At 44.9% G+C, this 24,633-nt stretch carries 25 protein-coding genes and 1 pseudogene; 21 read left to right on the plus strand and 5 right to left on the minus strand.

The annotated features are described in order from the left end of the window. Positions 1-96: 96 nt before the first annotated feature. Positions 97-873, plus strand: coding sequence for a sugar phosphate isomerase/epimerase family protein (locus ACFSMW_RS10370; RefSeq protein WP_390355389.1), 777 nt, complete (start codon positions 97-99; stop codon positions 871-873). Beyond that, positions 857-1,666 (plus strand): HAD-IIA family hydrolase, encoded by an 810-nt coding sequence (locus ACFSMW_RS10375; protein ID WP_390355390.1) that lies wholly within the window; start codon positions 857-859, stop codon positions 1,664-1,666. The genes ACFSMW_RS10370 and ACFSMW_RS10375 overlap by 17 nt, the downstream gene beginning before the upstream one ends. A 122-nt stretch (positions 1,667-1,788) precedes the next feature. On the opposite strand, the gene ACFSMW_RS10380 is transcribed toward ACFSMW_RS10375, so the two are convergent. Continuing rightward, entirely contained in the window at positions 1,789-2,373 is a 585-nt protein-coding gene (locus ACFSMW_RS10380; protein ID WP_390355392.1) for a glycerol-3-phosphate responsive antiterminator, read from the minus strand. 98 nt (positions 2,374-2,471) lie between these two features. On the opposite strand from ACFSMW_RS10380, the gene ACFSMW_RS10385 reads away from it, so the two are divergent. The 3 genes from ACFSMW_RS10385 to ACFSMW_RS10395 all read left to right on the plus strand — a co-directional run bounded on the left by ACFSMW_RS10385 (position 2,472) and on the right by ACFSMW_RS10395 (position 4,705). After that, positions 2,472-3,209: a Cof-type HAD-IIB family hydrolase gene (locus ACFSMW_RS10385; RefSeq protein WP_390355393.1), complete on the plus strand. Its 738-nt coding sequence runs from the start codon at positions 2,472-2,474 to the stop codon at positions 3,207-3,209. Between the two features lie 90 nt (positions 3,210-3,299). Next, a complete protein-coding gene (locus ACFSMW_RS10390; protein WP_390355395.1) occupies positions 3,300-4,016 on the plus strand; it encodes a glycerophosphodiester phosphodiesterase in 717 nt (238 codons plus the stop codon). Between the two features lie 62 nt (positions 4,017-4,078). Further along, positions 4,079-4,705, plus strand: coding sequence for an SGNH/GDSL hydrolase family protein (locus ACFSMW_RS10395; RefSeq protein ID WP_390355397.1), 627 nt, complete (start codon positions 4,079-4,081; stop codon positions 4,703-4,705). A gap of 329 nt (positions 4,706-5,034) precedes the next feature. On the opposite strand, the gene ACFSMW_RS10400 is transcribed toward ACFSMW_RS10395, so the two are convergent. Further along, positions 5,035-6,153, minus strand: a complete 1,119-nt coding sequence (locus ACFSMW_RS10400; RefSeq protein ID WP_390355398.1) for a hypothetical protein — start codon at positions 6,151-6,153, stop codon at positions 5,035-5,037. A gap of 294 nt (positions 6,154-6,447) precedes the next feature. On the opposite strand from ACFSMW_RS10400, the gene ACFSMW_RS10405 reads away from it, so the two are divergent. The 14 genes from ACFSMW_RS10405 to ACFSMW_RS10470 all read left to right on the plus strand — a co-directional run bounded on the left by ACFSMW_RS10405 (position 6,448) and on the right by ACFSMW_RS10470 (position 21,184). Beyond that, a complete protein-coding gene (locus ACFSMW_RS10405; RefSeq protein WP_390355400.1) occupies positions 6,448-7,038 on the plus strand; it encodes a hypothetical protein in 591 nt (196 codons plus the stop codon). A gap of 185 nt (positions 7,039-7,223) precedes the next feature. Next, complete coding sequence (locus ACFSMW_RS10410) at positions 7,224-7,973, plus strand: gluconate 2-dehydrogenase subunit 3 family protein (protein WP_390355402.1); 750 nt, start codon at positions 7,224-7,226, stop codon at positions 7,971-7,973. A 21-nt stretch (positions 7,974-7,994) separates the two neighbouring features. Beyond that, positions 7,995-9,734 carry a GMC family oxidoreductase gene (locus tag ACFSMW_RS10415; protein WP_390355403.1) on the plus strand — a complete coding sequence of 580 codons (1,740 nt, stop codon included), beginning with the start codon at positions 7,995-7,997 and terminating at the stop codon, positions 9,732-9,734. A gap of 29 nt (positions 9,735-9,763) precedes the next feature. Continuing rightward, a complete protein-coding gene (tatA, locus tag ACFSMW_RS10420) occupies positions 9,764-9,964 on the plus strand; it encodes a twin-arginine translocase TatA/TatE family subunit (protein WP_390355405.1) in 201 nt (66 codons plus the stop codon). 168 nt (positions 9,965-10,132) lie between these two features. Continuing rightward, positions 10,133-11,131: an ABC transporter ATP-binding protein gene (locus tag ACFSMW_RS10425; protein WP_390355407.1), complete on the plus strand. Its 999-nt coding sequence runs from the start codon at positions 10,133-10,135 to the stop codon at positions 11,129-11,131. Continuing rightward, positions 11,128-12,120: an ABC transporter ATP-binding protein gene (locus ACFSMW_RS10430; RefSeq protein WP_390355408.1), complete on the plus strand. Its 993-nt coding sequence runs from the start codon at positions 11,128-11,130 to the stop codon at positions 12,118-12,120. Before ACFSMW_RS10425 ends, ACFSMW_RS10430 begins: the two co-directional genes overlap by 4 nt. A gap of 244 nt (positions 12,121-12,364) precedes the next feature. Beyond that, positions 12,365-13,990, plus strand: coding sequence for an ABC transporter substrate-binding protein (locus ACFSMW_RS10435; protein WP_390355409.1), 1,626 nt, complete (start codon positions 12,365-12,367; stop codon positions 13,988-13,990). Between the two features lie 176 nt (positions 13,991-14,166). Beyond that, a complete protein-coding gene (locus ACFSMW_RS10440; RefSeq protein ID WP_390355410.1) occupies positions 14,167-15,171 on the plus strand; it encodes an ABC transporter permease in 1,005 nt (334 codons plus the stop codon). A 90-nt stretch (positions 15,172-15,261) separates the two neighbouring features. Continuing rightward, positions 15,262-16,143 (plus strand): nickel transporter permease, encoded by an 882-nt coding sequence (nikC, locus tag ACFSMW_RS10445; protein WP_390355456.1) that lies wholly within the window; start codon positions 15,262-15,264, stop codon positions 16,141-16,143. 137 nt (positions 16,144-16,280) lie between these two features. Next, positions 16,281-16,874 carry a DUF6305 family protein gene (locus ACFSMW_RS10450; RefSeq protein WP_390355412.1) on the plus strand — a complete coding sequence of 198 codons (594 nt, stop codon included), beginning with the start codon at positions 16,281-16,283 and terminating at the stop codon, positions 16,872-16,874. 21 nt (positions 16,875-16,895) lie between these two features. Next, positions 16,896-18,302, plus strand: coding sequence for a sensor histidine kinase (locus tag ACFSMW_RS10455; protein ID WP_390355413.1), 1,407 nt, complete (start codon positions 16,896-16,898; stop codon positions 18,300-18,302). Next, a complete protein-coding gene (locus ACFSMW_RS10460) occupies positions 18,302-18,913 on the plus strand; it encodes a response regulator (RefSeq protein ID WP_390355415.1) in 612 nt (203 codons plus the stop codon). The genes ACFSMW_RS10455 and ACFSMW_RS10460 overlap by 1 nt, the downstream gene beginning before the upstream one ends. Before the next feature lie 487 nt (positions 18,914-19,400). Continuing rightward, positions 19,401-19,838, plus strand: a complete 438-nt coding sequence (locus ACFSMW_RS10465) for a hypothetical protein (protein WP_390355417.1) — start codon at positions 19,401-19,403, stop codon at positions 19,836-19,838. Continuing rightward, positions 19,835-21,184, plus strand: a complete 1,350-nt coding sequence (locus ACFSMW_RS10470) for a tripartite tricarboxylate transporter permease (RefSeq protein WP_390355418.1) — start codon at positions 19,835-19,837, stop codon at positions 21,182-21,184. Before ACFSMW_RS10465 ends, ACFSMW_RS10470 begins: the two co-directional genes overlap by 4 nt. Positions 21,185-21,229: 45 nt before the next feature. On the opposite strand, the gene ACFSMW_RS10475 is transcribed toward ACFSMW_RS10470, so the two are convergent. Then, a complete protein-coding gene (locus ACFSMW_RS10475; protein WP_390355420.1) occupies positions 21,230-22,570 on the minus strand; it encodes a YdcF family protein in 1,341 nt (446 codons plus the stop codon). Positions 22,571-22,880: 310 nt separating this feature from the next. Between ACFSMW_RS10475 and ACFSMW_RS10480 the strand changes: the two genes are divergently transcribed. Both ACFSMW_RS10480 and hag read left to right on the plus strand, forming a co-directional pair. Next, positions 22,881-23,066, plus strand: a complete 186-nt coding sequence (locus tag ACFSMW_RS10480) for a carbon storage regulator (RefSeq protein WP_390355422.1) — start codon at positions 22,881-22,883, stop codon at positions 23,064-23,066. 81 nt (positions 23,067-23,147) lie between these two features. Then, the gene (gene hag, locus ACFSMW_RS10485) at positions 23,148-23,993 is read left to right on the plus strand and encodes a flagellin Hag (protein ID WP_390355423.1); all 846 of its coding nucleotides are present in this window, start codon (positions 23,148-23,150) and stop codon (positions 23,991-23,993) included. A gap of 62 nt (positions 23,994-24,055) precedes the next feature. On the opposite strand, the pseudogene ACFSMW_RS10490 reads toward hag, so the two are convergent. Both ACFSMW_RS10490 and ACFSMW_RS10495 read right to left on the minus strand, forming a co-directional pair. After that, positions 24,056-24,163: pseudogene (locus ACFSMW_RS10490) on the minus strand (IS3 family transposase); the annotation flags it as partial. A gap of 162 nt (positions 24,164-24,325) precedes the next feature. Next, on the minus strand, positions 24,326-24,544 hold the full coding sequence (locus tag ACFSMW_RS10495) for a DDE-type integrase/transposase/recombinase (RefSeq protein WP_390355457.1): 219 nt from the start codon (positions 24,542-24,544) through the stop codon (positions 24,326-24,328). Positions 24,545-24,633: the final 89 nt, after the last annotated feature.

The raw sequence follows: 24,633 nt of genomic DNA on the forward strand, positions 1-24,633 counted from the left end.
AGACCGCAACTTCCTTTACGGGATAGTTGCGGTCTTTTTCAGTAAAAGAACCTTTTGGAAGAAGTGAGATAAAAGAAAGTTGGAGGAACAATTTTTATGGAAAAGTGGCTAAGCATGTGGTCAATTGGACCGGATGTAAACGAAGAAACATGGAAACGTATCAAGGCTGCCGGATTTGTGGGCATCGAAGTCTGGGGTGAGCATGATAATATTTTCGAGACGGTCTCCAAAGCGAACACAATCGGACTAAAAACTGGCTGTCATTTACCCTTTTCGGATTTGAATCTGGCGGATGACAATGATGAAAAAGCAGATAAGGCGGTTGGGATGTTGACACAGCTGCTGGAAAAGTTGGGCACATTCGGCTGTGAACATGCAGTGCTGCATGGAGGGAAAGACTCCGGGAAAAGAGACTGGAATGTCGTGCTTGATAAAATGGCCGCACGTTTAAGCAAGCTGCAAAAGACCGCAGCCGCAGCGCAAGTGACATTGCTCCTGGAAAACCTGATACCGGAGGCGGATCAGAGGGTGGTCGCCTCCAACTTTGCTGATTGGCAATATTTATTAGGAAAAACAGGGTTGCATGCCTGTCTGGATGTCGGTCATCTTCGTATAGCGGGAGGAAATTTGAAGTCGGCTCTCGCACAGCTGGGAGAGCGCCTATATGCTGTTCATTACTCGGAAAATGATGGCGTCAGCGATCTTCATCTGATGGCTGAAAAGGATACATCATACCTGCGGGAATTGTTGGCGATGCTGCGAAAAATTCAATACAGCGGGACATTCACCTTTGAAGTCCATCCATCACATTATACATGGAAAGATATTTTAAATGTGGCAAGTGAGGTGCAGCAGCATGAAGAGGAAGATTGAAGGAATCATATTTGATCTGGATGGCACCTTGTATTTGGGTGATCATGCCATTCCAGGAGCAGAAGCGACACTGAAGTGGGTGCGCGAGCGTCATTTGCAAGTAAGGTTTGTAACCAATAACCCACGGTTCAGCAGGGCTTTTTATCTGGAAAAGCTGAATCGCCTGAACCTGCCGGCTGAACAACATGAAGTGGTGACTTCTGCACAGCTGACAGCGAAATATTTAAAAGAGCATCAGGATTTTGGCAGTGTGTTTGTAATTGGAGAATCACAGCTGTTAAGGGAGCTTGCAGACGCGAACGTCGACGTGGTGCAGCATGATCATGCCGATACAGTCCTTGTCAGTTTTGATACGACACTGACCTATGAAAAAATGATGAACGCTTATCGCGCGCTCCAGAATGGTGCTCATTTTATCGCTACCAATCCGGATGCTGTTTGTCCGACTCCGGACGGGGGACTGATGGATGCAGGGGCCATTATTGCGGCATTGGAAACTGCAACCGGAAGAAAGCTTGAAAAAGTGTTTGGCAAGCCATCCCAATTGCTTGCTGAATTGATGGTGGAACAGATGGGCGTCGCTCCGGAATCTTGTGTAGTAGTCGGCGATCGTCTCAATACGGATATCCAGCTTGGCAAAAGGGCGAATTTGCAAACAGTATGGATCAGAGCGCATGAAGAAGAAATACCGACAGAATCACATAATAAGCCGGACTATATGATTGAATCGATCAAAGCACTGCCGGAAGTGTTGTGTGATGCAGTCGGCACTGTGCGAACAGAAATGAAATAAAGCTGGTTCTGCAAATCTGCTCCCTCGCAATATTTGGCTGCAAATATAGAATCAGAGAATAACAGACGTAACAGCGAGGGAAAACGTCAGTAAGGATAATGCGCATTTCCCCCATGTATCGGTTATGATTCCATTTTCGATGCAGCGCGCCAAACTTCAAAAGAACTGCTGGATATGCCCTGGGCGCCATTTTCCAGAATGTATTGCAGTTCCTCATGAGAATTGATCAGGCCTGCGGCGATAATCAGCTGCTTAATTTCGGACTTAATTTGCTTTTGGATATGCGGTACAGCGATACCAGGAAGAATCTCGACTCCATCGGGCTGGGACGCCTTGATGGATTTGACGCCCTGTTTGATGGATGCGGTATCCAGGATGAAAACACGCTGGATGGTCAGCAGACCAAGCTGCTTCGCTGTCTGAATCAGGTTGGAATGGGTGGTCACGATGCCGTCGATCCCAATATGGTCAGCAAGAAATTGGATGCCCGATGCGTCTCTCTTCAGGCCTTTGATCAAATCCATATGGACGAAAATCAGTTTATCCGTTTCCTTGATACGCTCGACAGTTTCTCCCAGCGTGCAAAGGTCTGCCTGGATAAGGATGATGATATTGCTGTTGGTTGCGAGCGCTTTTTCCAAATCATCAGGCTCTGTAAGGGATACGATGATGGGATTCTTTTTCAAAGCATATTTTAGTGGGTTCATTTCTTATGTACTCCTTCAAATTTTGCGTGTTGTTTCACTTATTATACTAGTGTGAAGATTGCTGTCAAGACGGTTTGATACAGAAAGGACATTGCTGCATGAACAATTATCGGCTTTTGGCACTTGATTTGGACGGCACAGTGCTTAATGATGACAAACAAATCTCGCGGGCAAACAAGCGAGCGATTAAACAGGCCGCAGAAGCGGGCATCACTGTCATGTTCACGACTGGCAGGGGGATGCAGCGTGTGGCGCATCTGCAGGCAGAAGCGGGTCTGGAGGGACCGATGGTTTTGACCAATGGGGCGGAGGTATGGCAGGATAAAGAAGTGCTGCTCGCCAGAAATTTTATCCGTCAGGCAGATATCATTTTCCTTCACGATGCTGCGCAGGCTGCCGGTGCGCGTTTTTGGGGATACAGTGTGGAAAGCTTCACAAAGGACAGTGAATGGACCGCTGCTATGTTCTATAGAAGTTGGTTGAAATTCGGTATACGCCACCACGATCCGAAAATAATCGCGCGTATCCGAGAGCAGATTGGCAGTTTGCATCATATCGAGATTACCAGCTCTGCACCGACGAATTTGGAGATTTCCTTAAGAGGAATAACGAAGAGGTATGGTGTGGAGAAAATCTGCAGGCGGTTTGGTTATGAGATGAAAGAAGTAATGGCTATTGGAGACAATCTGAATGATTTCAGTTTGATACAATCGGCGGGAGCGGGCATCGCGATGGGAAATGCGGATGTGAAACTGAAAGAAATTGCAGATGCTGTAACAGATACAAACAATAAAGCTGGTGTCGCCAAGGCGATTGACAAATACCTTTTGCGGTAATGGCCAGGTTGTTTTGAAGGCCTGGCATTAACAAAGTCTGCGGCGCTTACAGTCTTTGTTTCAAACTTTGACAGAAAGCAGGGATAGCGTATGGATATCATGGCGCATAGAGGAAACTCGGCATATTGTCCGGAAAACACAATGGCATCATTTCGCGGAGCTGTGGAGGCAGCGGCGGACTTTATCGAGCTGGATGTGAGACTTTCCAAAGATGGTATTCCGGTCGTTTGCCATGACGCAACAATAAAACGAACGAGCAATGGCAAGGCTTTTATCCATGAATTGACGGTGGATGAATTGAAAAAATATGATTTCGGTTCCTGGTTTTCTTCCGATTTCAAAGGGGAAAGAATACCAACATTTGAGGAAGTGCTCCAACTGGTCCAGCATGAGCCGATCCGGCTGAATATAGAGACAAAAAATGGCCCCGATATGCCGATGAATTTGGAAGTGAATACATTAGAACTGGTTTATAAGTACAATATGCAAGACAGGGTCATGTATTCTTCTTTCGACCACTTCAGCCTGAAGCGTTTATATGAACTAGACCAGAGTGCGAAGATCGGTTTCATTTTCCATATGAACTTGATTAACCTGTTTGATTATATTGCAAACACAGGTGTTCCGACGTATAGTATCCACCCGAACCATTTTTACATCACAGAAGATATGATCACAAAAGCACATCAGCGTGGCATCAAAGTCAATGCCTACACCGTCAACAACCGCCAGTGGGCAGAGCAATACCGAAATATGGGAGTAGACGGGTTGATCACGAATTTTCCAGCGGAGATGAAAGCTCTGTAGCGGCCTGGAATACAACTTCCCCACTGGAAGACGATAAGAATGCAGAGTGAGGAGGGGTGACATTGCCAGTACGAGAGATGGGTGAAAGCATCGTTTTCATTGGAGACAGTATCACAGAAGATGGGCGTTTCCAAGATGAAAATATGCTTGGTGAAGGATATGTACGAATCATTCATGATTATTTACAGGCGAAGTACCCGGATAATACTCTAAAAATCATCAACAAAGGGATCAGTGGAAACCGGATAACAGATCTGCAGGAACGCTGGCAGGCGGACATACTGGAACAGCAGGTAGAGGTGGTGTCGATTTCCATTGGGGTCAATGATGTGTGGCGGCAGCTCGACCGCCCTGAAATGGAACAAATTGACCCAGGAAAATTCGAGGAAATCTATCATGCCTTGTTAACATCACTGCAGGACCGGCCAAATACCAAAGTGATTCTCATGGAACCGACGATTATCGGGGAAGATGCCGATACCAAAGGGAACAGACTGTTGCAGGATTACGTAGCTATTGTGAAAAAAATGAGTTTGGCCTATGAAACGGCGCTTGTACCGCTGCATCATATCTTTACCAGTCATTTGCAAAGATATCCCAATCAGCGGTTGACAACAGATGGTGTACATATGAACGACAGCGGGAGGCAGCTAATGGCCGCTGCCTGGCTGGAAGCATTGAAAGTATAGCTAGAGGGACTGTACTGCAACCCAATTGTTGTTTGTCTAACAATTGGGGGTGCAGTGTAAAAGAGACCCTCTGGCTTTTTTTGGCTGTTTAAATGGTTCTCACGATGCGCGCTCTATAAGCTATAAGGTGGATGACCCACAGCGTATGGCGATAATGCTTGTGAAGAATGATTCATCGGCCGTATGACCCACAGAGTATGACGATCAAGCTTGTGAAGAGTGTTTCATCGACCGTATGACCCAGCTCGATATGGCATTAACCCCATGCAGCGTGGTTCATAGGTCAAGCAGTCCCTGAGCGCGGCGGCAGCGGCCAACCATTGCTTCCTTTACATATTCAGATCATGCATGTTTTGGATATGGTTGATGATTTGTTTGCCAATTTTTTTATTACCGATCAGGATATGTTTGCCTGCATGCTTTCTTGGTATCTCGTCACAATTATCATCACTGTCTGCTTCGTCCAGTCGATTCATGTCAATGACGCCAAGCCTGTCGAGCGGGTAGCTGCAGTCATGCACATATTGGTCTGCCGCCGATTCATAGAGAATATATAAGTCATTGTTTTTGAGAACGATAGATTCCGACATTGGCGGGGCAAGCAGCGTATCTTTCTGGATGGTATTATCGAGAAACCAGACAGGCACTTGTCTGCCGCCGAGTGCCACATACTGATGGGGGGGCGCCCCCAATGGATTGTTGTAAATGAACAGATGGCTGTCGGCTGTTCTGCCGTAGGATTGGCTCAAAACAATGTCCTTTTGCGAAATGGACATTCCCTGGATACGATAAGGAATCGATAAAATATAATCCGGTACGTATTGTCCGTCATCGTCCAAAGGTGTATTTACCGGAATGAAGCCTGTTGCCGGATCCAGCTCGTATCCCATCATCCATCCTTGGTAAAGCACATTATTTCTATTATAAAGATGATGTTTTTCTCTTGTGAGGTATGAACCGCTGAAAGCAAATTCACCTACCCAAAGGACGCCATCTGCTACTTTGGTGAATGAGCCGCGTGTTTCCATCGGCAAACTGCCCGTGAACTGGACAGATGTCTCATTTTCAGCATTTACCAGCGCATCCAGCGGTGCGTAGAACAATGTGTGATCTGAGGTCACGAATAAAAATTGGCTGCTGACAGCGACTCCGCCAGCGTGTCCATGATACGGCGTGTTATCTTCGTTTTGCAAATGCACGGCCTTTACATAATTTCCTGATGCCGCCTCTACAATCGCCAGGACACTTGCTTGGTTGCTTGTGCGATAAAAAGACATGATCAGCCAATCATTTTCCGCCATATAGGTAATACCCTGTGGTACAAGATCCTGATGCAGCCCGGGAATGACGGGCCCCATTTTTGCATATTGAAAATAACGTTCATACTGCAGCTGCCTCTCCCTTTTTACCGTAACTTGCTGTTGGGTGATTTGTTCTGGATTTGCCATGTAATCCTTCCTCTCTCGTTTTATGTTGGCAGCAGTGAATGTCAGTTTTCCCTGCCAACTATATAATCGATAAAAATGATGATGAGGGGGCAACGAACGGCTTATTATTACCTGCAGATATGGGTGCAAGGCTGAAAATCTACTATGTTTGTACTTGGAGGTAAAGTTTTCCACCGCTCTTTTGATTGGATTTTACTAGTGTTTTTTTGTATAGTCTGTATAGAAGTTTTGTTGTGGTAAACAATGGGGTATTCGTTTTTTACTTTGTTTTTAAAAGGAGTTAACTATAATTCTATGAAAAAATTCCAAACATTCACGTTCACGCTCAATCCGAAGTCGACGATCTGGTTGTTCGCTCTTGTCATTGACTTGTTAGGCTTTATACCGATGATGATAGATCCATTTATGAAACGAGCATTTTGGGTAATGCTGCCATTCATTGTGATCATCCATGTATGGGCAATTGTGCTGTCATGGCGTGACGCGGGTTCCACCCAAACAAACAAAAAATTGTTTAGCAGTTTTTGCGGGTTTGTCGGCATGCTGCTGTTTTTGGCCGCTGCCTGGAAGCAGGCCCGTTATGGACTCCATATGAACGGAACCGTGCTGCTGGCAACAGCCGTCATTGGTTATATCGCATTTATCATTGCGATGATATCTTACCGGCCGAAACGGGCGGGAGATAAAGCGGGGAAAATAGATTTCTTCTGGCTGTTCATTTTTGTCACACCTGTGCTCGTTTACGACATATACCATCTATCATGGAAACATACCGCATACTGGCAGCATCTGATCGTGTTCGGACTGTTTTTGCTCGGATTGCTTTCCATTTATATGATGTTTACTTTTTTCCGGCAGTATTTACAGTTGAGAAAAACAACATAATTTATATTTTGAAAAGAATTTCTTCGCGGGTGAAGAAGTTCTTTTTTTATTTTAATGAAATTCTGTGGAAAAATTTGGTATAACATGTTTACTACGTTACTGGAAGGGAAAATATACCTTGTCACCATGAACACTACGACGTATATGTACAAACCTGTGGAATAAATGGAGGGAGGATACTTATCATGGCAGAAAACAAGAACCAGGATGTAGACATGTCTCGCCGTAAGTTTTTGAAAAATTCCGCTTATGTAGCAGGTGGAGTGGTTGGCGGAGGCCTTATCGGCTCGATATTTGGCGTTAACCTTGATGGCGGCTCTCAGCAGACATCCGCCCCAGTAACGAAAGCAGGCCCTAATTACAATCAGGCATTGATGTATTTCACAAAGCAGAAAGATTTTAAAGTACTTAGCAAAGCAACCGAACGCATTTATCCGAAAGATGAGAACGGACCTGGAGCGGAAGAACTTGGAGTTCCTTATTTTATCGACCACCAGCTTGCAGGTTCATATGGAAACAATACACAGGAATACATGCAGGCGCCCTTTCATCCAGGGACAAATTTTCAGGGTTACCAAACTTCTTTGAAACGGCACGAAGTTTTCATGGAGGGGATAAAATCGCTGGAAAAGCAAAGCCAGAAGGACTATCAATCATCTTTTATCGATTTGGATACGGATCAACAAGATAAAATCCTCGAAGCCTTTGAGAAAGATAAAGTGAAAATGAAAGGTGTCCAATCGTCCTTTTTCTTCAATCTATTGTTGAGTGCGACACTTGCAGGCGTTTATTCTGATCCTTTATATGGCGGAAATATCGACATGCAGGGATGGAAGATGAAGGAATTTCCTGGCAGCCAAATGAGTTATACCGATAAGATAGAAAGTAAAGATTTTATAAAGATGGAGCCGAAAGCATTGAACGAACATCAATAAACTGACAAGGAGGAAAGGCAAATGGCTAAAAAAATGGACAAAGTGGATGTGGTCACGATAGGTGTCGGGTGGACAGCGGGCATTATTGCAGCTGAATTAACAAAAAAAGGCAAGAAGGTAGTCGGTTTGGAGCGCGGGGAAGATCGTTCAACGGAAGATTTCCAGATGATTCATGATGAATATCGATATGCCATGCGCTACGGCCTGATGCAGGACTTATCCAAAGAAACGGTCACTTTCCGCAACAGCCCTGATGAACGGGCGCTGCCAATGCGGCAACTCGGATCGTTTCTGCCTGGAACCGGTGTCGGCGGTGCTGGAATCCACTGGAATGGCCAGACGTGGCGTTTCCTCCCCTATGATTTTCAAATAAAGACGGAAACAGAGAAGAAATACGGAAAAGATAAACTAGGCAAGGATTATATGCTGCAGGATTGGGGCATTACTTACGATGAGTTAGAACCCTATTTCTACAAATATGAATTGACATCGGGCATCAGTGGTGAAGATAATCCTTTGGGAGCACCGCGCAAACATAAGTATCCGACCCCGCCTATGAAAAGCACTCCCATTTTGGACCGCTTCAAAAAGGCAGCCAAAGACATGAAACTTCATCCTTTCCAAATGCCTTCAGCCAACTTGTCGGAATCCTACAAGAACCCTGACGGCCAGCAAATCAATGCCTGTCAGTATTGTGGTTTCTGTGAACGATTCGGATGTGAATATGGCGCAAAAGTATCACCAAACATTACGGTGATTCCGACGGCACAAAAGACCGGAAAGTTCGAACTGAGAACGGATGCGAATGTCGTAGAAATCCTTCATGATGGCAAAAAGGCTACCGGCGTCAAATATATTGATGTAAAAACCGGTGAGACGTACGAGCAGCCTGCAGATGTAGTCGTCTTGACGAGTTTTGTTCTGAATAATACACGCTTGCTTTTACATTCCAATATCGGAGAGCCCTATGATCCCAAGACTAAAAAAGGTGTTGTCGGAAAAAACTATTGCTATCAAATTACAGCAGGTGCAACAGGATTTTTTGATCATGAAAAATTCAACACATTCATGGGTGCAGGTTCACTCGGAGCAACAGTAGATGATTTTAATGGCGATAATTTCGATCACAAGGATTTGAAATTCATTCATGGTGGCTCGCTGTCTATCACGCAGACTGGAAGAAGACCGATTGGCAATAATCCGGTTCCAAAAGGCACACCAAAATGGGGAAAAGAATTCAAAAAGCAATCTCTAAAATATTTTAATCGTTCCCTGTCTGTCGGCGCACAAGGTGCTTCCATGCCGCATCGGTACAATTATCTGAGTCTGGACAAGACATACAAGGATGCGTACGGTGTTCCACTGCTGCAAATGACATATGACTTTACGGACCAGGATCGAGAGTTGCATAAATATATTTCTAAACAAGCTGGCAAAATTTTAAAGAAAATGGGAGCAGATAAGGTCGAGGAAAAAACAATGAGTGATCACTATGATATCACGCCATACCAGTCAACTCATAATACTGGAGGTGTAATCATGGGTGATAATCCGGAGACCTCTGCAGTAAATAATTATCTGCAAATGTGGGATATGGACAATTTATTTGTCGTCGGAGCATCTGCATTCGCTCACAATGGCGGATATAATCCGACCGGTACCGTTGGCGCATTGTCTTACCGCGCTGCAGAGGGCATCGAAAAATATTTGGATAAAGGTGGTCAGCTGACTGAGGCTAAACGTACGAAGCAATTGGTTTGATATCTGGCAGATGAAAAGGAGGTCATCATATGTTGTCTAATATAGGAATTCCCGGGTTGATTCTTATTTTGGCGTTAGCTTTGATTATCTTTGGCCCTAAAAAGCTCCCTGAAATAGGTAAAGCTTTCGGAGAGACGCTTGCATCATTTAAAAAATCAACGAATGATATGATGAATGACCATGAAACCGGAGAAAAGGCAAGTGAAACCAAGCATGACAATCAGTTATAGAAAAAAAGCTTTAGTATACATTTAGTATAAGACGACTTTGAAAAGAATTTCTTCAAAAAAGAAGAAGTTCTTTTTTTTAGAGAAATATGAGAAAAACTTCAAATTAAACAGAATATATGTATAATGTACAATAATCACTAAATTGGAAAATAATGAAGGGGGGATTTCATGGCTACACCTTTGCTGGAGGTACGTAACCTTTGCACACATTTCTTTTCGAAAGCGGGTGTCGTGAAGGCTGTGGACGGAGTCAATTTCAAAATCGATGCCGGCCAAACGCTAGGTATCGTGGGCGAATCCGGATCGGGCAAAAGTATCACCGCGATGTCCATCATGGGGCTGATTCCTTCTCCGCCAGGGAAAATCGTCGATGGGGAGATTTTATTCAAGGGTGAAAACCTGTTACATAAAAAAGAAAAAGAAATGCGCAAAATACGTGGAAAAGAAATTTCCATGGTATTTCAGGATCCAATGACCTCTTTAAACCCCGTATTTACGGTGGAAAAACAGATGGTGGAAACGATCATGACCCATGAAACAATGACGAAAAAGCAGGCAAGAACACGGGCAATAGAGCTTCTGAATCTTGTCGGCATCCCGGACCCTGCTAAACGGCTGCGGACGTATCCACATGAATTCAGCGGGGGGATGCGGCAGCGCGTGATGATTGCTATGGCATTATCCTGCAGCCCATCTCTGCTGATCGCCGATGAACCAACAACCGCCCTGGATGTGACGATCCAGGCGCAAATCCTTGAATTGTTCAAGAACATGCAAAGGGAATTGAATATGGCGACAATCATGATTACCCACGATCTGGGCGTTGTTGCTGAAGTGTGTGACGATGTGATGGTGATGTATGCCGGGAAGCCGGCTGAGTTCACCCATGCCAAAGAAATCTTTACAAATAGCAAGCATCCGTACACCGAAGGACTGCTTCATTCCATCCCGAAAATCACACCGGATAAGAAAAAGCTGCAAGCAATCGAAGGACAGCCGCCGGATTTGCGGCATTTGCCACAGGGATGCAGCTTCGCACCCCGGTGCAGCAAAGCGATGGAAAGCTGTTTGACCCAGGATCCCAAGATGCGGAAAGTGGGCGACAATCATCAGGTCCGTTGTCTTTTATATGAAGACATCGAATCTACGAAGGCGGTTACGACATGAAGCCATTATTAGAAGTAAAGGACTTGAAAATGCATTTTCCAGTGAAAAGCGATAAATTGTTCACCAAAGAAAAACCAGTGTTGAAAGCAGTGGATGGTGTATCCTTCACTGTTCGAAAAGGAGAGACGCTAGGTCTTGTCGGAGAAAGCGGGTGTGGGAAATCGACAACAGGAAGGGCCATATTGAAGCTGCTGGAGCCGACCGCTGGAAGCATCCTGTTCAATGGGGAAGACATCACGAATTTCAAGGGTGAAAAGCTAAGGAAGCTGCGCCGGCAGATGCAATTGATATTCCAGGATCCATACGCATCACTCAATCCACGCAAAACGATTGCAAACATCATCACAGAACCGATGAAGATCTTCGGAATCCCAAAAGCGGAGCGGCGTAAAAAATTGCAGCAGCTGATGGATGTCGTCGGGTTGAATGCTTCTCATAAACAGCGATATCCGCATGAATTCAGCGGCGGGCAAAGACAGCGCATCGGCATAGCAAGGTCGTTGGCTCTGGAACCAGAGCTGGTCATCTGTGATGAACCGGTTTCTGCACTCGATGTATCCATCCAGGCACAGGTGATCAATCTGATGGAAGATCTGCAGAAGGAGTTCGATCTCACTTATGTTTTCATCGCCCATGATTTGAGCGTTGTCCACCATATCAGCGACCGGGTGGCGGTCATGTATTTGGGTGAACTGGTCGAAATCGGTGAAGCCAACGAGCTGTATCAAAACCCGAAACACCCATACACACAGGCATTGCTTTCAGCCGTGCCGGAAGCCGGAGCGGAGCAAAAGAAGGAACGTATCATCCTGAAGGGCGATTTGCCATCGCCGCAAAACCCGCCGACAGGCTGTAAATTCCATACACGCTGCCCATTTGCAGCGGAAATTTGCCGAATGGAAAGACCAGTGCTGAAGCCAGTCAGTGAGGGCGGCCAAATGGCCGCATGTCACTTTGCAAAAGAAGTGGCTGTTGCAGAGATGGTCTGATATCAGGGAGCCCCGAAGAAACAAGATTGCAACTTCTGGAGAAGAAGCGCCTCACAATGGCCAAAAACAGCCACTTTGACAAAGAAACAGAGACCTTGGCGAGGAACATGCGAGTTTTACCTAAAGGAGGTGACGGGGGCAGGCTGGCGAAAGAATAACCATTTGCAGCCACATATATTTGAATATTCAATATTGGATATCTGCTTTTTTATCATGCTTAAAACACGAACGAGGGGGAAACGAGTTGAAAAAGAAGACATGGCTAAGTTTATTAGCGATTTTCTGTTCTTTGCTTTTTGTTGTCGCAGCTTGCAGCAATGATACTGGCAGCAAAGGGGACAATAAGGACAAAGCGGAAGCCGAAGGAAGCGGGGCCTCCGGAGACAAGACATTGGTTTTCGGACGTGGCACGGACTCCATTCAGCTGGATCCGTCCAAAGTTACAGACGGTGAGTCACTGAACGTGACCATCCAGATTTATGACACCCTTGTGAAATACAAGCAAGAGGACACGGAGGTGCAGCCTTCATTGGCAACGGAGTGGAATGTCTCTGACGATGGCAAGAAGTGGACCTTCAAGCTGCGCGATGATGTGAAATTCCATGACGGCAATGATTTCACTGCAGAAGATGTCGTATATAATTTCGAGCGCTGGGCTACTTCAGCGGACTTTATTTATTATGGATACATGTTCGGCGCTACAGAGGACAATCTCAAAGGGATCATCGACAAAGTAGAGGCAACAGATAAATATGAAGTGACATTCACTTTGTCCGAGCCAAATGCGCCATTCCTGTATACGCTGGCGATGTCGCCATTTGGAATCGCCAGTCCGAAAGCGATTGAAAAGTATGGGGATGATTATTTCAAAAATCCAGTCGGTACGGGACCTTTTGTGTTTGAAGAGTGGGTACCGGACGACAAAATCACGTTGAAGAAAAATGGCGATTACTTTGGAGACGTTGCAAAGCTTGATCAGGTCGTTTTCAAAACGATTCCGGATAATGGTGCACGTTTCATGGAATTGCAGGCTGGCACAATCGACTTGATGAACGGGTTGAACCCGCAGGATATTCAAACTGTTGAAGGCGATGATAATCTGCAAATTATTCGCAGACCATCGATGAACGTTGCTTACATGGCAATGAATACGGATAAAGACGGCCCGATGGCTGAGAAAAAAGTCCGCCAGGCGATCAATATGGCGGTGGATAAGAAGCAGTTGATCACATTATTCGAAGGAGTTGGTAAAGCTGCAAAGAACCCGCTCCCGCCATCGCTCTGGGGTTACAATGACGATGTGAAAGATTATGACTTTGACCCGGATAAGGCAAAAGCACTTCTAGCGGAGGCAGGATATCCTGATGGATTCGATGTGAAATTAAATATTTTCTCCAACCCGCGGGATTATATGCCCCAGCCGAAAGTGACGGCGCAGGCAATTCAGGAAATGCTGAAAAAGGTCAATATCAACGTCAAAATTGTGGAGAGTGATTGGGACACGCATCTGGAATTAACCGAACATGGCAAGCATGATATGGCTTTCCTTGGCTGGACAGGTGACAATGGCGACCCGGATAACTTTATGTATGTGCTGCTTGATAAAGATAATGCCAAAATGGGTTCAGCTGGAAATATCGCTTTCTATAAAAACGATGAAGTCCATGATCTTTTCAAAAAGGCACAAGTGGAAATGGATCAGGACAAACGGACAGATTATTACATGAAAGCTCAGGAAATCATTCATGATGATGCACCTTGGCTGCCGATTGCCCATACGACACCACCGCTTGCAGCGAATAAAAATGTAAGCAACTACCAGCCGCACCCGACTGGAAGTGAAGCATTGAATCTGGTCGATGTGGAATAGACGGATCAACGACCAGGTGAAAGTGCCGTTACCCGCATAGCGGATAGTGTACTTGATGTGAGTGCAGCTTAGTCAAAGGCAAGTTCTTTTATCTGATATTTTGTGGCGGGGGCGGACAATTTCGTCCCTGCCGTTACATACCGTTTTTATAAATTCATTCAAGAGGACTGATACCCATGCTAAAATACATTATTCGCAGACTGGCGATGTTGATTCCCGTATTGCTTGGTGTTTCCCTCATCACATTTTCCCTCATCCATATGATTCCGGGCGACCCTGCGAGAAGCATGCTCGGTGAAAAGGCATCAGAGCAGCAGCTTGAATTATTGCGTGAAGAATTAGGGCTGAACGATCCGTTTATGGTGCAATACGGCAAATTTTTAGGGGACGTGCTGCAGGGAGATTTGGGAACGTCGATTCAGAAGAAGGAAAACATTGCTACACAACTGCTTGACAAACTGCCTGCGACGATGGAACTGGCGATATTCGCCATGATTCTCGCAGTGGTCATCGGGGTTTTGGCCGGTGTGATTGCGGCCGTCAAACAGTATTCCTGGTTTGATAATCTCAGTATGACCGGGGCGTTGTTCGGGGTTTCCATACCGATTTTCTGGCTTGGTTTGATGATGATTTGGATCTTTTCGGTGAAATTCAACATCCTGCCTCCGTCAGGGCGGCTGACCTCGGGCGTTTCATTGCACAGTATTACGAATTTTTATTTGCTTGACAGCATATTAACTGGAAATTGGGCTGCATTTAAAGATGCATTTTCCCATTTACTTATGCCTGGCATTGCATTGGCGACGATTCCGATGGCGATCATCGCCAGGATGACACGATCCAGTATGCTGGAGGTCATGCGCCAGGATTATATTCGTACAGCGAATGCAAAGGGTTTGAAGAAAGGCCTGGTCGTTTTCCAGCACGCTTTGAAAAATGCTTTTCTGCCGGTTTTGACGGTCATCGGTCTGCAATTCGGCCTGTTGATGGGGGGAGCCGTACTGACGGAAACGATTTTCTCTTGGCCGGGAGTAGGCAGATATGTTTATCTGGCAGTGCTTGGGCGTGACTATCCGATTGTGCAGAGTGCGATTTTGGTTATTGCGGTCATTTTCGTCCTGGTAAATTTGCTGACAGACATTCTATACAAATATGTCGATCCACGCATCAAGTACGATTAAGCACGTGTGCGAAGGAAGACCTTTTGACGAAAATGAAACACAGAAAGGACGTGAATGATCATGGCACTTCAGCCAGAACCAGTACAGGATATGGCACCTGTTGCAAAGCCGGAAAAGCATGAAATGAAAGCGAAGAAAATGTGGATCGATTCTTTGCTCAGAATCGTGAAAAGCAAAACATCGTTCATCGGCCTGCTGATCATTGTCATATTATTGGTCACGGCATTGTTTGCGCCGCTGATCGCTACACAGGATCCGACTGCCCAGTCGATTGTGGATCGTTATCAATCGCCATCTGGAAAGCACATCCTGGGGACGGATGAACTCGGGCGCGATATTTTCAGCAGAATTGTCTACGGAACGCGTATTTCCATACAAATCGGACTGATTTCAGTCGGCATTTCACTTGTGATCGGAGTGCTGCTTGGCGGGATTGCCGGATTTTTCGGCCGCTGGCTGGATCAAATCATCATGCGTATCATCGATATCATGATGGCTTTTCCAAGCATCCTGTTAGCCATTGCATTGGTTGCAGTGCTGGGGCCAAGCTTGCGCAACGCGATGATTGCAGTCGGGATAGTCGGTATCCCGCAGTTTGCCAGGATCGTCAGAGGGGCAGTGCTGTCTGTGAAGGAAACAGAATACATCGAAGCGGCAAGAGCGATCGGGGCGAAAAATGCACGGATTTTGGGTCAGCATGTTCTGCCGAATTGTGTGGCACCGATCATTGTCCAGGCTACGCTTGGGATCGGAACAGCTATTTTAGATGCGGCAGGATTGAGCTTCCTTGGGCTGGGCGCACAGCCGCCATCACCAGAATGGGGCGCCATGCTAAGTGATGGCAGATCTGCATTGCAAACGGCACCATGGGTTATCACCTTCCCAGGAATCGCGATTTTTCTTGTCGTACTCGGCTTCAATTTATTTGGAGACGGGCTTCGCGATGCACTGGATCCAAGATTAAAACAATAATTAGTTTAGAATTAATTTTCATAAAAGTGCATAATGTAGTAAAATGAGGTAAAGCCTGTACGCGGCTTTGCCTTTTTCGCTTGTATCGGACTTATACATAATTGCTTTTTAAACGTCATTGTAAAGGGGGAGGACGAGTGCAAAAATTCATCCCGCTTGGTGTTTGTTTTTCCATATTGCTCATTCTGATGCTCGTAAATTCCTCGCCGGCCAGACAAAATCAGCATGTCAGTGCCTACCCTAATCTCCCTGCTCCCATTGGCAAAGAAAAAATTCTTATCACGTCTGCCGGGCAGGCCACAGACGGCGTCATTGTCCACTCCATAGCCGAATCGCTGAATTTACAGGCCGATTACCGTCCGCGTGCATTAGATTCGGATTTATATGATTATGAGAGTGTTGTCATCGTACTAGGATATAGTGCCAACGGATTACGGTATACCACGCATGATTACCAGGAAGAGCTCACAAGGATTCGTGCGATTGCCAAAGAGGCAAAGCGGACAAGATTACCGCTGATTGCGGTCCATATTTCCGGGGATTACCGTAATGACAGGCAAACATTCGCCATGTTTCAGGAGATTGCGGCAAGCACGGACTATTTCATCGGCCTGAAAACGATGAAAGATGTAGGGGAATACCAGAAAGTGCTGGCGGATTTTCATACACCGGTAACACTCGTATCAGAGCGTGACCGTTTTAAAATTCCATTTAATGCTGCGTTTCGATAAAAGGCCTCAGGGGGTGGCTGCATGGCAAAGGAAGCCAGACTGCTTTCGAAACAGTTTTTGCTCGGGGCGGCCGGTATTTTGATTTGGCTTTGCGGTGAACTTGTTCCAGTTTGGGTTCCAGGATGGACCGCCTACATCATGGAAAATCTGCAAAAAAGCATTGAGACGAAGGACAGCGGGTTGATGCTTGTCATTTCTTTTTCGTATATCGCCAAATATGTACTGATTTTTTTTCTCATGTATGGCGGCGCATATGTGTTTGTGAAGAGTATTTGCTATAAACTGAGCGAAAGTGTTTTTATATTTTGTTACATGCTGCTGACAACGTTTGGTATGCTCGCTTTCCAAGAATTGTATCATGAAAATTTTTCATTTGCTGCCCACTTTTTGATCATCGGGCTGAGCAGTTTTGTTCACATATACCTTCCGCGGGAAAAAAATTACATGGCCATTTTCACAGTCGTGCTTCTGTTATTGCTGAGCGCCATCCAATGGCTGCAGCTTGTCCCGCTGGTGACACCTTTTGGTTTTGGCTCTGATGATATTGCGGCGGCGATCAAAATGGCTGATGGCTATTTCAATGGTTATGAACTGCTGAACACGTTGGCAACAATCTTCTTCGCTGTATTTCTCGTACTTGCGGCCATTTTTTTCGTATTAGCGATGATCCAGGATAAACAGATGCACACCCGTAAAAAATTCGAAGTGCAGGGAGCGGCCCTCAGAAAAACGCGGCATGCACTGGTGGAATCGAAAGTCTATGAGGAAATGGCCAATCTCGTTCATGATTTGAAGACACCCCTCGTCACCGTGGAAGGGCTGGTATCATTGATTGAACTGCAAATGCAGGCCGCACATGATTCAGCGGCGGCAGCCTACTTTCAGCGAATCGAAAATTCCGTGGAAAAGATGAAGGACATGATTTCTGAGATTTTGGACGAGCACGTGAAAAAAGAAATCGAGGCAGCGGAGTTGCTGCATTATGTGACAAGTCATCTCGCGCTGGATGATCAATTCGTGCAATTGCATATACATATAGAGGAGCCTGTACCAATGATTCATATCAATAAAATCCGTTTTTCCCGGGCGCTGTCTAATGTGATTGAAAACGCCGTACACTCCTTTGCGGGCAAACAGGGCAATATTTGGATTCGTGTGCTGACGGAACAGGAACAGGTCATTTTCAGCGTGCGCGATGATGGCTCAGGTATTGCCGAAAAAGATCTGCATGCTATTTTTGAAGAAGGATTCAGTTCCAGGGAATCATCTGGTCTCGGGCTGGCCTTTGTCAGACGTGTCGTGGCCAATCATGGCGGCACAGTGAATATAAGCAGTCTGAAAGGTACCTATACCGAAGTGCGGATCGGGCTGCCAATGAAGAAGGAGCCGATCTCAGAAGTTTACCAACATATAGGGAGCGAGCGCTAATGACACATGTACTGATTGTCGATGACAGTGCGGATATCCGGTTTACACTGAAAGAAATTTGCACATTTGCCGGCTGGCGCGTAAGTGAGGCTGCGACCGGTAAAAACGCTTTGCGTGCTTTTCAGACGATTGAACCGGATATCGTTTTGATCGATTACCATATGCCAGATTGGGACGGGCTGAAAACAACCAAGGAAATCCGGCGGCTCCATGCCACCGTACCGATCATCATCTTGACGGTGGACGAGCGCCAGCAAGTGGCTGATTCATTTTTGGAAGCAGGGGCGACTGATTTTGCCCTGAAGCCGATCAAAGCACCAGATTTGTTATCGCGCATCCGGGTCAATTTGCGGGTGGGGCAGCTGACGAATTCCGCTGAACAAGATGTGTTTGTGAAAAAAGGCATCAACGAAGCGACATTACGCACGATCAAAAGTTATTTGCTTGCCCAGGATCAGCCGGTATCTATCAATGATATCCAGCATGCCCTGCCTATTGCCTATCAAACAGTCCATCGCTATCTCAACTATCTTGAAACGGAAGGCGTAGTGGCCGTAGTTCCAGAATATGGCAAAACCGGCCGTCCCAAAAATAAATATCAGCTTGTCTGAGAAATTAAACCTCTTTGGCCAGTTTTGGCGGAGGTTTTTTTGTCGTTGCGGAGGGTGGGGGGACGTGAATTTAGTGGATTGACAAGTAAATCAGGTGGACTGACAAGTAAGTGATAAAGAGTGACAAGTAAATCTAGTGGACTGACAAGTATGCTATGAAAGGTGACAAGTAAATCTAGTGAATTGACAAGTATGCTATTAAAAGCTGCAAGTAAATTTCATAGCTTGTAAGTAAATCTCGCACACTTTTAATTAAGCAAACGTACCAGCGGTTTCCATAACACGCTTTTCCGCATAAAATCATCGATTCTCGTTTTCCCTCTTGACTTCTATCTTTGAACAGGATTACTATAATAAAGTGTTCAGATTATTCATTCAACTATGGTGAATGACGTTAAACAAAGTTGAATGGGACACGTATATTTTGGAAAAGGAATAATTACATTGTCGTATCAGCAATAGAAATGGTTTTTAAAGGAGTGAAAAGATGGAATCACAACAAGATGGCCAGCAAACAGAAGAAAAATACCCTTATGTGGAAATACTGGGCGACACGGTTACACCAACCCATACCATCGCAGCAGTCGTGATCAGTGTCGGTTTAGGTCTTGGGGGATATTTGCTTGGGGAAAAAATCCTGCCGGGCATCGCCTCTGCGGAAATGGTGCAATCCTATTCCCTGCTGGCAGGTATTGTCGGATGTGTGATTGCACTGATTCTCTGTGCTGTGTTGTTCAAGCCAAAAAGGGTTTTAACAGAGACAGAGATCAAGCCGGAAGAAGCCGATGACATTCTGGCACATATGCAGATTGACTACCAGGAAGAAATGGACGTCATCCAGCATGACCCGGTTACGAGAAAAGAAATGGAAGACTTGAAAATCAAGGACTTATTCATGCAGAAAGAGGAAGGTAAAGACACATGAGTACGCTGTTATTATCCATATTATTAGCCGTCGTTGGCGGTGTATTATTCACTTTGATCGGGCTCGTTTCCGGAACGGATGAAACAGCGACGATGGTGCCATTCACTTTATTGGTCATCTTGCTCGGCGCGCCGCCTGTTGCCGTATTCGCATTTTTCATGGCGGCAGTGATTTCAAAACACCTGACCCATGCCGCACCGACTGCGCTGATGGGAATACCCGGAGACACGATGATGGTGCCGCTGCTTGATTATACGGAAACATTACGCAGGCTGGGTGTGCCGCACATCGCATTGCGTAAAATGGTGTCCGGCGGCGTAATCGGTGCTTTGATCGCTTTTCCGCTTGCGCTGTTATTTGCACAGTTTCTCGCGCAGTTCGCGGACTTTTTTAAAACATATACCGGTGTGATTTTTGCCGTTGCTTCTGTCATTATTGCTTATTTTTCTAAAGGGAAATGGGTCAGTGTGCTGATGATTATCCCGTTTGCATTCTTCATTCAGGCACTCGATTTGATCAGTGTGAAGGTGCTTGACCATCAGGTTGCGACATGCTTTTTTCTGGGAATCGCGATTGGACCGATGTTTTCTGATATATTGATAGCTTTATCTGGAACGGCCCGCAAAAGTGTGATCCGCAGCAAGCAGCAAACATATAATCTGGCACCGGAAATCAAATCATGGACAGGCTACTTTCCAAACCCGTTCAAGATACTTACCGGAAAGCAAAAACTGTTCACATCACTATCTGCCATGGTCACTTCTGCGACATTCGTGTTCAGCCCTGCCGGTATGACCGCTTTGATGGGAGAGCTGGTCGGTTCCAGGGTGAAGGGAACGTATCGCAAAGCGTCTACGACATTATCTGTCATGAATGGTGTGACGGAATCAACGTATATCGCGGAAATACTGATTCCGCTGATTGCCTTCGGATTGCCGCTGAGTCCGGCTTCACTCGGGCCGGGTATTGCGTTGTTTAATGCACCGCCAGTTTTTACAGAAACACATAATCTGCATCACATCATGTCTGGAATGGACTTTTTCGTTTACGGGTTGATCGGACTTGTTGTTGGCGGATTGATTGCTTATCCGTTCATCATGAATTTTTCACGTTCTGCAACGGTATTCATCATGAAATTCGTCAGTCAGGAAGCGATTATCGGCATGTTTATGGGCATTGTCTGTGTGATTGCTTTTTACACTGGCGGTGTGACCGGGATTTTGGTTACTTTCACCGTTGCTGCTGTTGGCGGATTGTTTAACCGAATTCTCGGGATTAGCTCGGGCGCGCAGTTTATGATCTATTATGGATCGGCCTGGATGATGACGGCGCTGATTGGGTTGTGATTTGCCTATGATAAAACGGCCACCTGGTGCGGGTGGCCGTTCGTTTTATGCGGCTGTTTCTGTGGTTGTTTTCGTATAATGCTTGATTAAATAGGCTGTGTCGTTCATCAGTTTTTCATAAGCGTTGTCGGAAATTTGCCCTTTATTTCGCTGATAGTCAAGCAGAGCTTTGAAATTTTCGAGGTGTTTCCAAACCTTTTCCATTTGATTGGTTTCTTCAAATTGTTTCACTGCTGCGAGATGTACGTGTAATGCCTGAGCTGTTTTATCATCGGAAATTTCTTCTTCTTCACGCAAGCTTTTAACCAGATATTGCATCTTGGTAATAGAGGTTTTTTCTGCTATCACGTTAATCCTGATGGTTTTGCTGACTGTTTTGCCATTTTCTTGATACGTGACGTGAAGTTGTTGATAGCCGGTTTTGCTTGCATCAAAACCGATGATGCTTGATTGTTTCGTGACATCACGTGTGTACCCATTATCGTATTGAACAGTAACCTGCAGGTTTAACGGTTCATGCAAGGTGTACTCCAGTTCACCATCCACCTGCAGATTTTCTAATTTGGAGAGCGGTAAATCATCAGATTTTTCCACACCTGCAATGGCATACATACTATTGACTTTTAAAGATAGCGGTTCTTCTGTTTTATCTGCCCGATACCAGCCAGCGTTGCCATTTCCCAGGAACGTAATGGGCTGCTTTCCAAGCCCTTTCGCTTTTAATAGCGACATGGTGTAATAAAGAATACTGCCCCTTTTTATATGATATTGGCTGCTGATCAGGGAAACAGTGCTAATATCGTAATCATTGTACAAAATGTCAAAGCTGTAGGCTGCATTTTGGGCGGTATTGGCGCTTTCTTTTTCTACAATGATCCTGTCCTCAGACAGTCCGTGATCCACCAGCCAGTCATGCATCCGCTCGCCTTCCGTCCAACCATTTTTCTCTACGCCGCCTGTTACTAAGACATAGGAGTCAGGATATTTTTTTGCGCTGTTTAATGCGACTTCTAATCTGCCAACTAATTCATCTTCCATGGTCCCGTCACTTTTTAAAGCAAATCCCAGGACAATGAATGCGTGCTTGTTGTTATGAGGCAACCCGTCTGGGGCGACATCGATGTTTTCTTTCATGTCCTTCTCAATCCAGTCCCAATAATGGATCACAGAATCCCATGTGTTGTAGTCTTCCTCGGACTTTTCTTTCATAAGGTCAAGGGTTCTTAATACGTCCGTTCGGGCTTCTTGGCCGTAGTAATATAGCAACTCACTTGTTAATGTGTCGATGGTCTTTGAGTCAGCAGGTGTTTCTGCCAGGGCATTGGAGAAGGGCATCAGACAAAGTGTCAACAGTAAACAGATGAAGATTTTATAGATTTTTTTCATGTTTGGTTACTCCTTGCGTAGGTAGTTTCACTTTTATAGTGAAAGGACAACATCTCTCCTTATTATCACCATATTAGCTATATAGATAGGATATTCCATCAAATATATTCAAGCACAGTGAGTCACATCTTTTGGCAATCGTTTCAATATGTTGGAAAGGGATTCAATATTACTGAAAGCCATCCGATAAATAAGATAAGTCAGTATCGAAAGTATGGCATGTTTAAAAGGATAAAAACTTTTTTATAAATTTGCTAAACATGGTTTGAAAACTGACGATAATAAAGGTGTCACATCAAGGAGGATGGACATGTCACTAGTGATAGGCAGAAAGGCAAGAGAAGCGATCATACTGGATAACAAACAGGATGGCTCCACGCTTCGTATTGAAGTGATCAAGGATGACGGCATGCTTCGCTTGAAAGTTGAAGCGCCGAAACACATCAATATCTATCGTGAAGAAATTTACGAGGAGCAGCATAACAAGCGGTTATAACTTGACCCGTTCAAGTTGTAATATATATGCAGGCAAACGGACGTGCCTGTAAAAATACAAATACATGGAGGTAGATTGGTTATGATTATCAATCACAATATGTCAGCACTTAACACACATCGTCAATTGAGTGCCAACAACAATGCAGTACAAAATTCTTTGGAGAAGCTTTCTTCAGGTCTTAAAATCAACAAAGCTGGGGATGACGCAGCTGGACTGGCTATTTCCGAGAAAATGCGTGGTCAGATTCGTGGATTGGATATGGCTTCCAAGAATGCGCAGGATGGCGTTTCACTAATTCAAACTGCTGAAGGTGCCTTAAATGAAACTCATAGCATTCTTCAAAGAATGCGCGAGTTAGCTGTTCAATCTTCAAACGACACCAATAATGATACTGACCGTAAAGAGCTTCAAAAGGAAATGAACCAGTTGCTTGAAGAGGTTGACAGAATTTCTAATGATACACAATTCAACACAAAGGACCTCCTAAAAGGTGATTTTAAGGCCAAGTTCCATATCGGTGCCAACGAAGGGCAATCCATTGAACTTGAAATTGGTAAAATGGGTACTGAAGGACTTGAAATTAGTGAATTGACAGTGGAGGATGTAGACGCAGAGAATGCTGAAGGTGGAATTATGACGCAAAGTGGAGCAGATGAAGCCATTACAACAATCAATAATGCGATTGAAAAAGTTTCGGCTGAGCGTTCCAAACTAGGTGCATATCAAAATCGCCTTGAGCATACTATCAACAACCTGGGAACTTCTTCTGAAAACCTAACTGCTGCGGAATCACGTATTCGTGACGTAGATATGGCGAAAGAAATGATGAATTTCACTAAAAACAACATACTTTCCCAAGCAGCACAATCTATGTTGGCTCAAGCAAATCAGCAGCCACAGGGAGTATTGCAACTACTACGTTAATTATTAGTGTAAAAAGAAGAAGGCCCTGGAATGGTGCTTACCCCAAAAAGTTAAAGTTTTTATTATGCAGCTGATTGGCTGGATTGAGTTCGATATTGGAATGGACTCAATCCAGCTAATTTTTCTTTTGATCGTTCATAGTTGTACCAGTTGATATATTCTTCTATTCGCCTTTTTAATTCTCAATAGCTTACTAATCCCCATAATACATTTCCTGTTTTAAAATTCTCCATCGAAGCATTGTCTGCGTAAGTTGCTTTGCGTGACATGCTTTGAAAAATTTTATTTTCTTTTAATGTTTTTATCCATTTATTGTGCGGGTAATGTGAGCCTTAATCGGAATGGATAGGGGTGCGATAGGTTACATGGTTCTTTATTATCTCTATCGTTGCTCTTAAAGGTTTCATGACAAGATCTAAGGTTGGACGTTTCTTGATATCAAACGCATTAACTTCTCCGTTATAAAGATCTAGAATTGGGTGGAAATATAATTTCTCTCCACCTAAATATTTGAATTCTGTAATGTCGGTTACTAATTTTTGAAGAGGTATGGGTGTGGAAAAACGGCGAAATAGGGTTTGTCAAATTAAGTGTGTAAGTCCCAACCTACTCCAGGTATTTTAAAACCCTATCTTTTAAA

Source organism: Tigheibacillus halophilus, from assembly GCF_042683165.1.
In the GTDB taxonomy this organism is placed as follows: Bacteria; Bacillota; Bacilli; order Bacillales; family Amphibacillaceae; genus Tigheibacillus; species Tigheibacillus halophilus.

Bases quoted from the DNA above. Each gene is read 5' to 3' on its own strand.
- ACFSMW_RS10370 (WP_390355389.1), top strand. From the start codon at position 97: ATGGAAAAGTGGCTAAGCATGTGGTCAATTGGACCGGATGTAAACGAA.
- ACFSMW_RS10375 (WP_390355390.1), top strand. From the start codon at position 857: ATGAAGAGGAAGATTGAAGGAATCATATTTGATCTGGATGGCACCTTG.
- ACFSMW_RS10380 (WP_390355392.1), bottom strand. From the start codon at position 2,373: ATGAACCCACTAAAATATGCTTTGAAAAAGAATCCCATCATCGTATCC.
- ACFSMW_RS10385 (WP_390355393.1), top strand. From the start codon at position 2,472: ATGAACAATTATCGGCTTTTGGCACTTGATTTGGACGGCACAGTGCTT.
- ACFSMW_RS10390 (WP_390355395.1), top strand. From the start codon at position 3,300: ATGGATATCATGGCGCATAGAGGAAACTCGGCATATTGTCCGGAAAAC.
- ACFSMW_RS10400 (WP_390355398.1), bottom strand. From the start codon at position 6,153: ATGGCAAATCCAGAACAAATCACCCAACAGCAAGTTACGGTAAAAAGG.
- ACFSMW_RS10405 (WP_390355400.1), top strand. From the start codon at position 6,448: ATGAAAAAATTCCAAACATTCACGTTCACGCTCAATCCGAAGTCGACG.
- ACFSMW_RS10410 (WP_390355402.1), top strand. From the start codon at position 7,224: ATGGCAGAAAACAAGAACCAGGATGTAGACATGTCTCGCCGTAAGTTT.
- ACFSMW_RS10415 (WP_390355403.1), top strand. From the start codon at position 7,995: ATGGCTAAAAAAATGGACAAAGTGGATGTGGTCACGATAGGTGTCGGG.
- tatA (WP_390355405.1), top strand. From the start codon at position 9,764: ATGTTGTCTAATATAGGAATTCCCGGGTTGATTCTTATTTTGGCGTTA.
- ACFSMW_RS10425 (WP_390355407.1), top strand. From the start codon at position 10,133: ATGGCTACACCTTTGCTGGAGGTACGTAACCTTTGCACACATTTCTTT.
- ACFSMW_RS10430 (WP_390355408.1), top strand. From the start codon at position 11,128: ATGAAGCCATTATTAGAAGTAAAGGACTTGAAAATGCATTTTCCAGTG.
- ACFSMW_RS10440 (WP_390355410.1), top strand. From the start codon at position 14,167: ATGCTAAAATACATTATTCGCAGACTGGCGATGTTGATTCCCGTATTG.
- nikC (WP_390355456.1), top strand. From the start codon at position 15,262: ATGGCACCTGTTGCAAAGCCGGAAAAGCATGAAATGAAAGCGAAGAAA.
- ACFSMW_RS10455 (WP_390355413.1), top strand. From the start codon at position 16,896: ATGGCAAAGGAAGCCAGACTGCTTTCGAAACAGTTTTTGCTCGGGGCG.
- ACFSMW_RS10460 (WP_390355415.1), top strand. From the start codon at position 18,302: ATGACACATGTACTGATTGTCGATGACAGTGCGGATATCCGGTTTACA.
- ACFSMW_RS10465 (WP_390355417.1), top strand. From the start codon at position 19,401: ATGGAATCACAACAAGATGGCCAGCAAACAGAAGAAAAATACCCTTAT.
- ACFSMW_RS10470 (WP_390355418.1), top strand. From the start codon at position 19,835: ATGAGTACGCTGTTATTATCCATATTATTAGCCGTCGTTGGCGGTGTA.
- ACFSMW_RS10475 (WP_390355420.1), bottom strand. From the start codon at position 22,570: ATGAAAAAAATCTATAAAATCTTCATCTGTTTACTGTTGACACTTTGT.
- ACFSMW_RS10480 (WP_390355422.1), top strand. From the start codon at position 22,881: ATGTCACTAGTGATAGGCAGAAAGGCAAGAGAAGCGATCATACTGGAT.
- hag (WP_390355423.1), top strand. From the start codon at position 23,148: ATGATTATCAATCACAATATGTCAGCACTTAACACACATCGTCAATTG.